We start from the raw sequence: 13,539 nt of genomic DNA on the forward strand, positions 1-13,539 counted from the left end.
TTCGCGCCTTCAGAGCGTGCTTCGCTGCAACCGTCTGATAAGCCCCTCCAGCGCGAACTGCGTGCCCTGCTCCATCACCGATTTCGGATCGCCACTGAACTGGTGGCACTCCGCCTCATCCCGGCCGTCGGGCAGAACCCAGCCAAACCAGATGGTGCCTGCCGGGGTTCCATCTTCACCGCCATCCGGCCCGGCATAGCCGGTAATCGACAATCCCACCGGCTCACCCGAGCGTGCGCAGGCCCCCTGAACCATCTCCCGCGCCGTCTGTTCGCTCACCGCCGTGTGCTGTTTCAGCGTGGCGGGATGCACACCCAGCAGACGAATTTTGGCGTTATCGCTGTAGGTCACGAATCCGCTGGTGTAGAAGTCACCGCTGCTTTCCACCGCCGCCAGCGTCATGCTGATGAGCCCGGCGGTACAGGATTCGGCGGTCGCCAGATGCAGTCCGGAAGAGAGTAAAAGTGTGCCCAGTTGTTCAGCCGTTTGCGCTAATGATTTTGCCATTATGGTTTCCTTAATCGTCAGTCCGGAACTCCAGGTATAGCGCAAAATCCGTGAACAAATAGACGCAAGGCAATGTTTTTAAAGCGAAACGGTCAGATTACCCGGCAGAAAAAAAGGCGTTCAGTTGATCAAAGCGTCCTTCTGCGAAACAGGATGAGAGTAGTCCGCCAGCCTTCGTAAATCGGTGTTTATTCCTGTCGTGATCTCTCTCAGAGCCGCGATAAATAGCGGCGCGGATGAGCACCTGCTACGCCAGCGTCGTTATCTCCCTCGCCAAAAATGAGGTAACAGAGCAGCGAATCCTTTGATTACTTGTTAGTATTCACTTGCTTGCTGACATGACAAAGACGGCGCTGCATAAAAGCCGCAAAAAAGCTGAACAGCACACTGAACGAGACTCTGACCCGAGAAGATGGAATTAAAGCACTGTTTTAAATAGCTTTATGAGTTCATAAACAACCACAGCGCACACTTTTTTAACCTGAATGCACTGGCATTTATCAATACGTAAGGAAGAGAGTTATGGCGCAAAAACCTGTGGTAGTTATTCACTACTGTATGCAATGCAACTGGCTGATGCGGTCAGCGTGGATGGCACAGGAACTTCTGCATACCTTTGCTGAGGATCTGGCGGAGGTGACGCTGAAACCCGGCACCGGCGGTGTGTTTGAGATCATGCTGGATGAGCATCTGCTGTGGGAACGTAAGCGGGATGGCGGCTTTCCTGATGCGACCACGCTGAAACAGCGGGTGCGCGACATCTGTTTCCCGGATCGCACGCTGGGTCACATCGATAAAAACAAAACGGAGATCGGCTAAGCTATCCGACTCAGCTGTGAGTGATTTTCTCTGCCGCGTCGTGCAGGGCCGCAATCAGCGTCTGCAACGCGGCATCAGAGATATCTTCCTGCGCCAGCCGCTGGTTCAGGGCGACTTTCAGTCCGTAAATCGCCTGCTCGACGGCGGGAATGCTGCGATTGTTGACCAGAATCGCCAGCGTGGAGAGACGCGTGATCAGGCGGGAGACCGTTTCGCGGTTATCTGCCAGCAGCGCCTTACCGGCCGCCGTCAGGCGATACGCTTTGCGCGTGGCCTGAGCATCCACTACCTCAATCGCCTCCATTTCCTCCAGCAGCGTCAGGTTGGGATAGATGATCCCCGGGCTGGGGGTGTACTCCCCTTTTGACAGCTCCTCAACCGACTTAATCAGCTCATAACCGTGAGCCGCATGCTGCGACAGAAAATGCAGCATCAGCAGACGAATCTCACTCGCTTCCAGCATTTTTTCACGGCGTTTTCGCCGCCCGCCACAACCACCTGTGCGGGCACTCGGGTCGTCAGCGGAAAAGGGCGTGGGGTGCTGTTTCATAGTCTGGCCTGCGAAAAAAGGAGCCTGATGGTAGTCTGCCGCCAGGCAAAACTCAATTGTCAGCGCCGGTTACTTCTGGTGCCAGTAGGCCACCGCCCGCACGAAGTCACTGTTGATGCCGCGCTGCATCGTGAAGTAGTCGCAGAGCGCCTTCACAAACTCACCTTCACCGGTCAGCCAGATAAAGTAATCCTCCGCCGGGAATGTCACCTGATCCAGCCGGGCAATCAGCTGGCTGAGCTGCGCGGTCTGCATCTGACCGCTGCCGAGCCAGTTCAGCGTCACGCCGGTGGTGTCCGGCAGGTAGTCACGGCCCGTTGCCTCATCGGTAAAGGCGTAGAGATGCAGGGCCTGCGCCCGGGCGTCGCGCTGACGACGTGAAAAGGCGGGCAGCCCGGTTTCGTCGCAGACATAGAGCTGGAAGGCGTAATCGGTCGGCACCACCAGCGAACCGCGTGGCCCGCCGATCACTAACCGATCGCCCGGCTTCGCCTGGGTTGCCCAGTCACTGGCGACACCCTGCTGATGAATATAGAAGTCGAGCGTCAGTGACGACTCGCCATCAAATTCCAGCGGCGTGTAGTCGCGGGCCGGTGGACGCTCGCCCTCGGGCCAGACAATCGCTCCATCGGTGATCTGCGGCAGCGCCAGTTCGGCCCCTTCTGCCGTCGGGAAGAAAACCTTGATATGGTCATCGAAGCCAGGCGAGGTAAAGCCCGCCAGATCGCTGCCACTGAAGCGGATGCGCCAGAAGTGCCCGGCAATCTGAGTTTTACTTTCGACCTGAATATGGCGGAAACGCAGTTCGTTTCGGACGCGCTGCGGCACGCGCGGATTCGTTGATGCTGGCAAAATGTCTCTCCTGGAACGGGACAGATACCCGTTATTCAAAGGGTTGGCGATGATTGGTTAATAACAATCATTCTCATCTGAAGCCAGAAGATAAGCGATGATATATCTTGAGCACAATGACGAAAAATGCGATCCGACGGTTTAAGATATATTTTATAGCGACGCGATGAGTGCAGGCCCTGGATTAAACAGAGAGCGGAAAGGCGTTAAGAACAAAGGTCAGCCGCAGAGCAGGCCTCGCCGGACGCGCCGCAGAGACGGCCCGGAAACGAAGCCTCAGACGCGGCAGCGGCAAATCAGAGAAGAGCGGATGTGAACAGAGAGGGGTCAGGCTGTCCGGCTCCTGATGAGCCGGGCAACGTCTGCGCCGCCGGGGCTGGCCGCGCATTCACAGTTACAGGGTATCGCCGAATCCGGAGAAGCAGTGATTACTGCTGTTCTGTTCCGGCAGCTCACCATCACCCACAATTTCATGACCGGCGCTCTGAGAGTGCGGATGCAGTCCAGCTGGCGGTGAGAAGGGTTCAGCCTGTTGTGCCATTGCCATAACGGGCAATGCCAGAATCAGTGAGATTATTAAGCGTCGCATAGGTGTCTTCGTTTGTGTTCTGGCCGTGAACGGCCTGAAATGCAGATGATTATTCCAGCCCTGCTACAGATGCACGATGATTAAGGTACAGCAGGGTTTCGGAGGAGAATTTTACGCCAGAACGGAGAGTTATTTTATAAAATCGTGCGGTTTGTCACGGTTCACCGCACGAAAGATGCATCCGGCACGCCGCTGGCACTATGCCCTGCTCCACTGACTACGCCCGGGTAACCGGAATGGAAAAAACGCCGCTCAGCCAGTCGGGCTGACATTGCGTAAAATCGAGACTCAGCAGATCTTTGCCCTGACGGCGTGATACGCCCAGTCCGGGCAGATGCTGATAGTAGATATCTTCAATAAAACGCGTCAGCTGCTCTGGCCTGCCGCTCCAGCGGATGCGCGCATAGAGGCCCCGCTCTTCGCGCCAGCTGACGGTATGCTCGCCCAGCAGCGCCGCATGCTGCGGCTCCAGCGCCTGAAACAGGCTGATATTCTGCTGGTCAGCCGAGCTGTGGCCGGGTCCGTACTGAAAGCCTAACCACCCCTGCTTCACATGACTGCCCGCCAGCGCCACCAGCTGCCGCGCCTGGTCGGCTACCCGGTGTTCGCGGTCGGCGATGTAATTACCGAACTGACACTCCCACTCCAGCGTCTCGCCGCAGAGAGGCAGTGCTTCCTCGCGCTCCACCAGCGTCGCGCGCTCATCCAGCGAACGCGCCAGTATACGGCCGTGAAAGTTTTTAACCGGCAGATGAGGAAAACGGCGAAATGCGCCGGGCGTCAGCGAGAAGTGCCCTTTGAATACGCGGGTGAAGTTTTGCTGGTTATCAAAGCCAAAGCGAACGGCGATATCAATGAGCGTCATGCGCGTCAGCCGGAGCGCCATGGCGGCCATTGTCAGACGCCGTTTGCGGGTATAGGCCGCCAGCGTCTGTCCGGTCATCTCCTTGAACATGCGCTGCATGTGCCATTTGGAGTAGCCCGATTTCAGGGTGATCTGATCGATATTGAGGTCGTCGGTAAGATTGGCTTCTATCCATTCGACTAAGTCGTGAATGTGCTGTTTTTTGATGGCCTGGCTGAGCATGATGGCGATTTACGACGCGGGTTAAGACTGAGAATTTCGTTACAAAAGAATAACAAAAATCGCGAATCGGTGTAAGGAAAGGGTAAGGCGAACACGCCCGTGCAGGGCGATTTCGCATTAATTGCTTAGGTTACTAACTAAAAAAGGCTGGCTCACGCCAGCCTCCTGATGATTAAAAAAATCTGCGCCGCACTGAGCCTGCGCGTTAGCAGCACCCACCGCCGTTACCAGGACAATTAATGGCTGCGCATCCCCGCCGCCGTCATCATCATCCGGAACAGAGAGGCAACAACGCCCAGCGCCAGTACGCTGGCGGCATAGATAAACACCAGCCACATGACGCGCTTCCACCAGGGCGCTTTCGCGCCATTGTCAGCTTTCGTTTCGTTGTGGTTTTTCATGCTGCTGAGACTTTTCATATCAATGATATCCTGCGTCTGCTTTGATTTTTCCACGGAACACGTAGTAGCTCCAGAAGGTGTAGCCCAGGATCATCGGGATGATCAGCAGGCTGCCCACCAGCATAAAGGCCTGACTCTGTGGGGGTGCCGCGGCGGCCCAGATGGTCACTGACGGTGGAATAATATTTGGCCAGATGCTGATGCCCAGCCCGGAGAAGCCCAGGAAGATCAGCGCCAGCGTCAGCAGGAACGGAGAGTAGTGCGCTTCACGTTTGATGGCGCGCACAATGCCCCACGAGCAGAGCAGCACCAGCACCGGAACCGGCAGGAACAGGAAGAGGTTTGGCTTACTGAACCAGCGATGCGCGATGTCGCCATGGGCAAACGGCGTCCACAGGCTGACAATCCCGATAACCACTAACAGGGCGATGACCAGCGGTGTCGCCAGCGCGGACATTTTGCGGTGCAGCTCATTTTCGGTCTTCATGATGAGCCAGGTGCAGCCCAGCAGCGCGTAGGCCACTACCAGACCGACGCCGCAGAACAGCGGGAACGGTGCCAGCCAGTCCATGGCGGAACCGGCGAAACGGCGTCCCTCAACCGGAATGCCATCCAGCAACGCGCCCACGGCCACACCCTGACTGAAGGTAGCGATGATCGAACCGGCAATAAATGACTTGTCCCAGAAAGCGCGATGACCTTCGACCGCCTTGAAGCGGAATTCAAAGGCGACGCCGCGGAAAATCAGACCAATCAGCATGGCGGTCAGCGGGATGGTCAGCGCATCGGCAATCACCGCGTAGGCCAGCGGGAACGCGCCGTAGAGGCCTGCCCCGCCCAGCACCAGCCAGGTTTCATTACCATCCCAGACCGGCGCGACGGTGTTCACCATCATGTCGCGCTCACCGGCATCTTTATTGAACGGGAAGAGCAGACCGATACCCAGGTCAAAGCCATCCATCACGATATACATCAGGGTTGCGAAGACGATAATCACAAACCAGATAATAGAAAAATCGATCATCTTAGTGGTCTCCATCCTTAAAGGTGGCAGCCGAAAGCGGACGCGCCGGCGTTTTCTTCTGACCAGGTCCACCCTCTTCGGTGATATGACCTTCGCCAGTAACCGGTCCCTGCTTAATCAGACGCATCATGTAGTGGTAGCCCACCCCGAACACCGAGCTGTAGACCAGAATAAAGGCCAGCAGACTGATGCTCATGTGAATGTCACCATGCGCCGACACCGCATCGATGGTGCGCTGCACGCCATAAACCACCCACGGCTGACGACCAATTTCGGTGGTGAACCAGCCAGCCAGAATCGCAATCAGACCCGATGGCCCCATCAGCAGCGCAAACCACAGGAAAGGACGCGACTCATAGAGACGTCCTTTGAAACGCAGCCAGAGGCTGACCACGCCCAGCGTAATCATCAGCAGGCCCAACGCCACCATCACGCGGAAGGACCAGAAAATGACGGTTGAGTTAGGACGGTCCTCTTTCGGGAACGACTTCAGCGCCGGAACCTGCTTGTCCAGGCTGTGCGTCAGGATCAGGCTGCCAAGGTACGGCACCTCCAGCGCATACTTCGTCCGCTCCTGCTCCATATCGGGAATACCGAACAGGATCAGCGGTGTGGCTTCACCCGGCGGGTTTTCCCAGTGCCCTTCAATCGCTGCAATTTTGGCAGGCTGATGTTCCAGCGTGTTCAGGCCGTGCGCATCACCGATCATCGCCTGAATCGGCGCGACAATCAGTGCCATCCACAGCGCCATCGAGAACATACGGCGGATAGCCGGATTGTTGTTGCCCTTCAGCAGATGCCAGGCCGCCGACGATCCCACGAAAAACGCGCTCGCCAGGAAGGCCGCCACCGACATATGGAACAGCCGGTAAGGGAATGAGGGGTTAAAGACGATTTTGAACCAGTCCTGCGGAACCACGATGCCATTCTGAATGATGTAGCCCTGCGGCGTATGCATCCAGCTGTTAGAGGCGAGGATCCAGAAGGTCGAAATCAATGTTCCGAGGGCAACCATACAGGTGGCAAAGAAGTGCAGACCCGGCCCCACGCGATTCCAGCCAAACAGCATCACGCCCAGGAAACCCGCTTCCAGGAAGAACGCCGTCAGCACCTCATAGGTCAGCAGCGGGCCGGTGATACTCCCGGCAAAAGCCGAGAAGCCACTCCAGTTAGTCCCGAACTGATACGCCATAACCAGCCCTGAGACCACACCCATACCGAAGTTAACGGCAAAGATTTTGGACCAGAAATGGTAGAGATCGCGATAAGACTGCTCGCGGGTTTTGAGCCACATACCTTCGAGTACGGCCAGGAAACTGGCGAGACCGATGGTTATGGCGGGAAAGATAATATGGAAGGACACAGTAAATGCGAACTGAATCCTGGCCAGATGAAAGGCATCTAATCCGAACATTGCTTACCTCTTTGCCACATAGAACACCATGTATTTACTTATAATTAACAACTTAAGCCTGATGCGCGGGTTTCTCTGCGCTTATTGAAATTCCCGCCGCAAATTTAAAACTATTTGCGACGCGGAAACAGAAACAGTGGGATGAATGAAAACTATAACAGTATTTGTTGATTCTGATCATTGTTTTTAGCAGGAATTACTTATTTAAAAATAAGGCTTAAAGGTTAATTTAAGCGCACTTATGTGTCGCTAATGTTACAGTAACACCACCCGTAAAAAGAGAGACTGGTCTGAGTCAGGCCTGCATGAAAAAGGTCTTCAACAGCCTGTTTTCAGACACTATTTTGTTATAAACCCCACTCAGGGAAAGGTCAAAAATGAGAGAGGGAAAATTAAATCGCTTGGTTTTTTAACAGGTTAAAACCGCAAGCTTTTATCTCTGCCGCTTTGTTTGCTTTTTCGCATAACCCTGCTAATACCGCCATTAAAACCGCATAGAAAAACCGGGAGGAAAGCGATTTAAGCGCAGCTGTAAATGTTAATAAAATGAGTCAAAAAGCAGAGCTGAATTAAACGTCACACGCAGGCCGACGATTATTCCAGACCCGCGCGAGAAAAAACGGTTTAATAAGCGGCATTCGGCCGCTGGGGTTATTTGTGCCGCCGTTGCGCTCTGCCGTTTTGGCATCGAAGAGAATCCGTCACAGCGGATGCAGCCGGAGAACTGCGCGAGCGCCTGAAGAGTGAGTCGTCGCGTGAAGACGGAGGCCGGAAAACAGAGGAGAACTACTCTGCGGCGGATTTTTCGCGCTGCGCCAGAATCCGGCTCACGTTCAGCTCCAGCCAGTCAGCCAGCCCGACAACCTGCTCACCGACTTCGCGACCCAGCGGAGTCAGGCAATATTCCACATGCGGCGGCACCACGTCATAGGCGATACGCTGCACAAAGCCATCCTCTTCCAGATAGCGCAGGTTCTGCGCCAGCATCCGCTCACTGACGCCACCCACCGTCCGGCGCAGCGCACTGAAGCGCAGCGTCTGGCCCTGCAGCGCTAACAGGATCAGCACACTCCAGCGGCTGGTCACGCGCTTCAGCACGTCACGGGACGGGCAGTTGACGTTAAGCAGCTCACCCCGGCTAAATCTTTCACTCAGTTTTTCAGACATTTACTCCGCTCCGTTCAAACTAACAATTCTGTAAGTACTTACTAAAAATTAGTCTATCCCGTAGTCTGATTTTCACCAACCGTCACAGGAGAGATAACATGATTGCCGTAACAGGAGCTACCGGCCAGTTGGGCCGGTTCGTGATCGATGCTTTACTGAAAAAAGTCCCGGCGGGAGAGATCATCGCTGCGGTGCGTACGCCCGCCAGAGCGGCGGATCTTGCGGCGCAGGGTGTCACTGTCCGTGAGGCTGACTACAGTAAGCCAGAGACCCTCAGGGCTGCGTTTTCGGGCGTGGATAAGCTGCTGCTGATCTCCGGCAGTGAAGTGGGCCAGCGTGAAGCGCAGCACAAAGCCGTTATTGAGGCGGCGCAGGCGGCGGGTGTGGGTTTTATCGCTTACACCAGTCTGTTACATGCCGACAGCTCACCGCTGGGGTTAGCGGTTGAGCACCGCGCGACCGAGGCGCTGCTGCAGGCCTCTGGCATCCCCTTTGCGCTGCTGCGCAACGGCTGGTACAGCGAGAATTATGCAGCCAGCATTCCTCCGTCGCTGGCGCATCACGCTTTTATCGGTGCGGCAGGCGAAGGCCGTATCGCCTCGGCAGCCCGTCAGGATTATGCGGAAGCAGCGGCAGAAGTCATGATCCGTGACGACCAGGCCGGTAAGGTTTACGAACTGGCCGGTGATGAGAGCTACACCCTGGCGCAGTTCGCTGCGGAGATTGCTGCCCAGAGCGGCGAGAAGGTCGATTACGTTAATCTCTCACAGAGTGACTTCGCTGCAGCGCTGAAAAACGCCGGTCTGCCAGACGGCCTGGCGGAGATGCTGGCGGATTCCGACGCCGGCGCAGAGAAAGGCGGCCTGTTTGATGATTCCCGCCAGCTGAGTCAGTTAATCGGTCGCCCGACGACCACCTGGCAGGCGGTGATTGCCACCACGCTGGCGAAACAGTAATGTTGATGGCAGGGAGCGGACAGCCTGGTCCGCTCCCTGCCCGTTTCCGTCCTTGTTCCGTTGGGTATGCCACTTTTTGCACCCTGCCAGGGCCTCTGGTTTCTTTACAAAATGTAAACAGACGCCTGTTTTCTTCAGCTTAAATTTTTTTCTTTAGTTACCTAAGAGATTCATCTGAAATGCGTTTTTTGTGAACAGCAGCATATTTGGTTGAATTGTCTGGAATTTATTCAAAAACCTCAATTAATAGACAATTTTTATTACGTTCATAGGCAATCTGCATTGTTGTTCCGCAGATTGAGAGGTCTATAATTTGTCCTTTGTGCAACCATGACCGCTCAGGAGGCCGCTATTAATACTTATCGCCAGCAACAAAATGCACTTGAAGAGGTTCGTGCCGGGGCGGAAGTTGAGTATCAATACGATCCCCATGAACTGAAACTGGATCGCATGCAGGATTCTGAACCGGAACCGGAGCTGATCGAAGGCCTGCCGGCGCCGGATGCGCTCACGCCTGCCGATCGTTATCTGGAATTGTTTGAGCATGTCCAGATGTCACGAATTTTCGAGGACAGCAAAACCTTTCCCGACTGTTCGCCAAAGTACGATCCGCTGGATGTGCTGATGCGCTATCGTCGCCAGAAACGCAGCAGTGACTTCGACCTGTCGCGTTTTGTCGCCGATCACTTTTATCTGCCTGGCGTAAATGAAAGCTTCTATGTCTCCAACCCGGATAAAACGCTCAACGAGCATATCGATGACCTGTGGCCGGTTCTGACCAAAATGCCGCAGCAGCATATGCCGCACTCATCGCTGCTGCCGCTGCCTAAACCCTACGTAGTCCCCGGCGGACGCTTTGGTGAAACCTACTACTGGGACTCCTACTTTACGATGCTCGGCCTGGCAGAATCGGGCCGCGACGACCTGCTGCGTCATATGGCGGACAACTTTGCGTGGCTGATCGATAACTACGGTCATGTGCCTAACGGCAACCGCACATATTACCTGAGCCGCTCTCAGCCGCCAGTATTTGCCCTGATGGTCGAGCTGTTTGAAGAAGATGGCGTGCGCGGTGCCAAACGCTATCAGGAACAGCTGATGAAGGAGTATCAGTTCTGGATGGACGGCGCCGGTTCACTGATGCCGAACCAGGCCTATCGTCATGTGGTGCGCATGCCAAACGGCTCACTGCTCAACCGCTACTGGGATGATCGCGATACGCCGCGTGATGAATCCTGGAGCGAAGATGTGGAAACCGCACGTGAATCTAAACGTCCGGCCAGCGAGGTCTATCGCGACCTGCGCGCCGGGGCGGAATCGGGCTGGGATTACTCCTCGCGCTGGCTGCGTAACCCGAAACGGCTGTCGAGCATCCGGACGACGCAGTTCATCCCGATCGATCTCAACGCGTTTCTCTACAAGCTGGAACTGATGATCGCCACGCTTTCGCATGCCAAAGGCGAAGAGCTGACGGCGCTGGCGTGGCAGAAAAAAGCGGAAGCGCGTAAACGCGCCATCACCCGCTACCTGTGGGACAGCACCGCAGGCGTTTTCCGCGACTATGACTGGCGGCGTGAGCGTTTCGGGGCCTTTACGGTGGCGTCAGTCGTGCCGCTGTTTGTCGGGCTGGCTACACCGCATCAGGCCCATCTGCAGGCGATCTCGCTGCGCCATCTGCTGCTGAGCAACGGCGGTCTGCTGACCTCTATGGTTGAAAGCGGCGAGCAGTGGGACCGTCCAAACGGCTGGGCGCCGATGCAGTGGATGGCCGTGGTTGGCCTGAATAACTATGGCGAAGAGACGCTGGCGAGTGAAGTGGCGGTTAACTGGCTCAACACGGTCAACAACTTTTATCAGCTGCACCATAAGCTGGTCGAGAAATATGACATCAGCGGCGATCGCGCCCGTCCGGGTGGCGGCGGTGAATATCCGTTACAGGATGGCTTTGGCTGGACCAACGGCGTAACCCGCAAGTTGATGACGATGTATGGTCATCTGATGGCAGACTGACACACAGAACAGCATTGACGCAAAAAAGCCGGGGTATCCCGGCTTTTTTATGCAGACTGTTCTGCGCTATTTCTTCGCTTCCGTGCCTGGCTGTGACGCCCGCTGCAGGAACTGCTGCGTCACTTCAGGCAGATGCTGCAACAGCCACTCCGCCATTGCCACTTCCTGGTCACGGATTTCGCTGAGGATCCCTACACCCTGGGTATCCCCTACCTGTTCTGCCGCCGCAATCAGGCTGGTGTAGCTGGCGATCTCGGCATTCTCAAACACATAGCCGCTGATGGCGCCTTTCACCACTTCATCAGAGTTAAACATGCCGCCCACGGCCTGGCCGGTAGCCGCCATTTTGCCCATCGCATCTTTCATCACGGAATGATCGATACCGTGGCTGTCGAGCAGCTGTTCCAGCAATGTCAGCTGATGTTTTGTCTCGTCCAGATGCTGGGCCAGGCGCTGTTCCAGCGCCGGATAATGTTCAAGACGGCCCGACATTTTGCTCAGCATGCTTTCCGCTTGTTTTTCCATGGCATGCGCATCGCGCAGCCAGTCATGATAATGCTCAATTGCAGTCATGTGTCACTCCTTAAGAGACGGTAATCGACTCAGCGACTGAGGTCAGCTTTTCATCCGTTTGTTTCTCTTCATTCAGTGTCGCTTCCAGCAGCCCGGCGGCTTTGGTGTAGCCCAGCTTTAACGCCAGCGCATGCAGGGTGCCGTAAGTCGCAATCTCATAGTGCTCAACTTTCTGCGCCGCCCCGATCAGCCCCTGATCGCGGACTTCTCCCTTCTCGACCGAGTCGATGATCTCCTGCGCTTCCTCAACCAGACCTTCAAGCGCATGGCATTTCATACGTTTAATTTTAACTTCAGGTGTTACCTCTACCAGTTCGTCGAGGCGTTCAATCTGCACCCGGGTCTCTTCCAGGTGTTGATTAAACGCAGCAACAAGCGTTTCGTCACTGGCAGCACGCGCCATTTTAGGCAATGCACGGGTTATCTGTTTCTCAGCGCTGTATACATCGGATAAGTCATGGATGAACAGATCGTTTAACGTTTTCACTGTCATAAGATAGCCTCATTGATTGAAAAGCTGCGTCGGTAATAACGCAACGCCAGTCATATCGTTGACACCTGGAAAGTCTAGTGGAGATTCTTAATATCGCACGCTCCGGCAGTATGAATTTGAGACAAAAGTGGCATGTAAAATGCATTTTCCTTTTTGCAGCAGCATGTTAGCTAAAAAGCATTTTCCACGTTACGGCTTCGCTCACCACGCCGGAATTTGTACAAGGTTATAAATCGCTGTATACATTTTCTGAATGATGTGCATAAAAAATGCACCAGGCAAAACTTTATCTGTACATAATTTTATTAAAGCGTATAGCTTTAACGAAACGGAAATAAAAAACCGGACAGGTAAACCCATCCGGTTTAATTAAGGATATCTGTTGCTGCCAGTCATTAAGCAGCGACATAATTCAGGGGGTAATTATCTTCAGGAAAAATTAAAGAGAATCTGTACGGCCCGCCTGACCTGTTAACCTGCTGTGATGACAGCGTTTAAGAGTTTAGCTGCGGCGACTGACCTTACCTCCTTTGCGCCCTGCCTCAATAGCCCGCTCGGGATCATTCTTAAAGTTCCCGCCGCTTTTCTGGCCGCCTTTGCGCCCGGCTTCAGCCGCACGCTCTTTGTCAGCCGCAAAGTTTCCGGCCCCACCACGATATTGAGTCATTCTGTGTTCCTCTTTAAATTAAAAACCAGAATTTGCACAGTTAATGCTTCATCAGGCCGATTCAGCAATCTAAATGTAGACAGAAAATCGGACCAATCAAGCGAGCTAAATAAAAATCCGTCATCGCTCTGGTTTATTGGTAGCTCTGCCCTCATCCGGATTGATAACGCATTTCAACTATCGCCTTTTCCTATTCAAAAAAAGCGAACCGGCGTGTCAAAACTTTATAACCAAATTCGCCGCGCCCTATTAATCGATCTTTTTCGAAAAATGTCCAATTGAAAAAATGGTAAGCGAAGCGGCTGAGGAATAACTTCTTCAATATCAGGTGGTGAAGCTGATCAACAAACGATCAATTTCCCTAAGCGAAGCGCGAAATAAATTCCTGCCATCTTTTTTGGATGCCAGAATTAAGCGAAGCGCAGGGCAT

General features: G+C 54.5%; 15 protein-coding genes. 3 read left to right on the forward strand and 12 right to left on the reverse strand.

The genetic code is table 11. From position 1 onward, the window contains the following. Nucleotides 1–9 precede the first annotated feature (9 nt). Complete coding sequence (locus tag CKF42_RS10465; RefSeq protein WP_111208142.1) at nucleotides 10–507, reverse strand: CinA family protein; 498 nt, start codon at nucleotides 505–507, stop codon at nucleotides 10–12. A 522-nt stretch (nucleotides 508–1,029) separates the two neighbouring features. Between CKF42_RS10465 and CKF42_RS10470 the strand changes: the two genes are divergently transcribed. After that, nucleotides 1,030–1,326, forward strand: coding sequence for a SelT/SelW/SelH family protein (locus tag CKF42_RS10470; protein WP_009087166.1), 297 nt, complete (start codon nucleotides 1,030–1,032; stop codon nucleotides 1,324–1,326). Between the two features lie 10 nt (nucleotides 1,327–1,336). On the opposite strand, the gene CKF42_RS10475 is transcribed toward CKF42_RS10470, so the two are convergent. The 8 genes from CKF42_RS10475 to CKF42_RS10510 all read right to left on the reverse strand — a co-directional run bounded on the left by CKF42_RS10475 (nucleotide 1,337) and on the right by CKF42_RS10510 (nucleotide 8,410). Next, nucleotides 1,337–1,876 carry a PadR family transcriptional regulator gene (locus CKF42_RS10475; RefSeq protein ID WP_111208143.1) on the reverse strand — a complete coding sequence of 180 codons (540 nt, stop codon included), beginning with the start codon at nucleotides 1,874–1,876 and terminating at the stop codon, nucleotides 1,337–1,339. 69 nt (nucleotides 1,877–1,945) lie between these two features. Further along, the gene (locus CKF42_RS10480; RefSeq protein WP_058958114.1) at nucleotides 1,946–2,728 is read right to left on the reverse strand and encodes a siderophore-interacting protein; all 783 of its coding nucleotides are present in this window, start codon (nucleotides 2,726–2,728) and stop codon (nucleotides 1,946–1,948) included. A gap of 394 nt (nucleotides 2,729–3,122) precedes the next feature. Next, a complete protein-coding gene (locus tag CKF42_RS10485) occupies nucleotides 3,123–3,317 on the reverse strand; it encodes a hypothetical protein (protein ID WP_033736052.1) in 195 nt (64 codons plus the stop codon). 217 nt (nucleotides 3,318–3,534) lie between these two features. Further along, nucleotides 3,535–4,404, reverse strand: coding sequence for a helix-turn-helix domain-containing protein (locus tag CKF42_RS10490; RefSeq protein ID WP_058958113.1), 870 nt, complete (start codon nucleotides 4,402–4,404; stop codon nucleotides 3,535–3,537). Nucleotides 4,405–4,640: 236 nt separating this feature from the next. Further along, complete coding sequence (locus CKF42_RS10495; RefSeq protein ID WP_369974600.1) at nucleotides 4,641–4,805, reverse strand: DUF2474 domain-containing protein; 165 nt, start codon at nucleotides 4,803–4,805, stop codon at nucleotides 4,641–4,643. A gap of 19 nt (nucleotides 4,806–4,824) precedes the next feature. Continuing rightward, a complete protein-coding gene (cydB, locus tag CKF42_RS10500; protein ID WP_046102528.1) occupies nucleotides 4,825–5,829 on the reverse strand; it encodes a cytochrome d ubiquinol oxidase subunit II in 1,005 nt (334 codons plus the stop codon). A 1-nt stretch (nucleotide 5,830) separates the two neighbouring features. Next, nucleotides 5,831–7,243: a cytochrome ubiquinol oxidase subunit I gene (locus tag CKF42_RS10505; protein WP_111208145.1), complete on the reverse strand. Its 1,413-nt coding sequence runs from the start codon at nucleotides 7,241–7,243 to the stop codon at nucleotides 5,831–5,833. Between the two features lie 786 nt (nucleotides 7,244–8,029). Further along, a complete protein-coding gene (locus CKF42_RS10510) occupies nucleotides 8,030–8,410 on the reverse strand; it encodes a helix-turn-helix domain-containing protein (RefSeq protein WP_009087181.1) in 381 nt (126 codons plus the stop codon). Nucleotides 8,411–8,508: 98 nt separating this feature from the next. On the opposite strand from CKF42_RS10510, the gene CKF42_RS10515 reads away from it, so the two are divergent. Next, nucleotides 8,509–9,366, forward strand: a complete 858-nt coding sequence (locus tag CKF42_RS10515; RefSeq protein WP_111208146.1) for an SDR family oxidoreductase — start codon at nucleotides 8,509–8,511, stop codon at nucleotides 9,364–9,366. A gap of 330 nt (nucleotides 9,367–9,696) precedes the next feature. After that, nucleotides 9,697–11,376 (forward strand): alpha,alpha-trehalase TreF, encoded by a 1,680-nt coding sequence (gene treF / locus CKF42_RS10520; protein WP_009087184.1) that lies wholly within the window; start codon nucleotides 9,697–9,699, stop codon nucleotides 11,374–11,376. A 66-nt stretch (nucleotides 11,377–11,442) separates the two neighbouring features. Here treF and CKF42_RS10525 read toward each other — a convergent pair whose 3' ends face one another. The 3 genes from CKF42_RS10525 to CKF42_RS10535 form a co-directional block, all read right to left on the reverse strand. Continuing rightward, nucleotides 11,443–11,949: a ferritin-like domain-containing protein gene (locus tag CKF42_RS10525; RefSeq protein ID WP_111208147.1), complete on the reverse strand. Its 507-nt coding sequence runs from the start codon at nucleotides 11,947–11,949 to the stop codon at nucleotides 11,443–11,445. A gap of 10 nt (nucleotides 11,950–11,959) precedes the next feature. Continuing rightward, nucleotides 11,960–12,442 carry a ferritin-like domain-containing protein gene (locus CKF42_RS10530; protein ID WP_111208148.1) on the reverse strand — a complete coding sequence of 161 codons (483 nt, stop codon included), beginning with the start codon at nucleotides 12,440–12,442 and terminating at the stop codon, nucleotides 11,960–11,962. Between the two features lie 502 nt (nucleotides 12,443–12,944). Further along, nucleotides 12,945–13,109 carry a general stress protein gene (locus CKF42_RS10535; RefSeq protein ID WP_004571242.1) on the reverse strand — a complete coding sequence of 55 codons (165 nt, stop codon included), beginning with the start codon at nucleotides 13,107–13,109 and terminating at the stop codon, nucleotides 12,945–12,947. Nucleotides 13,110–13,539 lie beyond the last annotated feature (430 nt).

The sequence above is a fragment of the Pantoea sp. ARC270 genome (assembly GCF_003236725.1).
GTDB lineage: Bacteria > Pseudomonadota > Gammaproteobacteria > Enterobacterales > Enterobacteriaceae > Pantoea > Pantoea anthophila.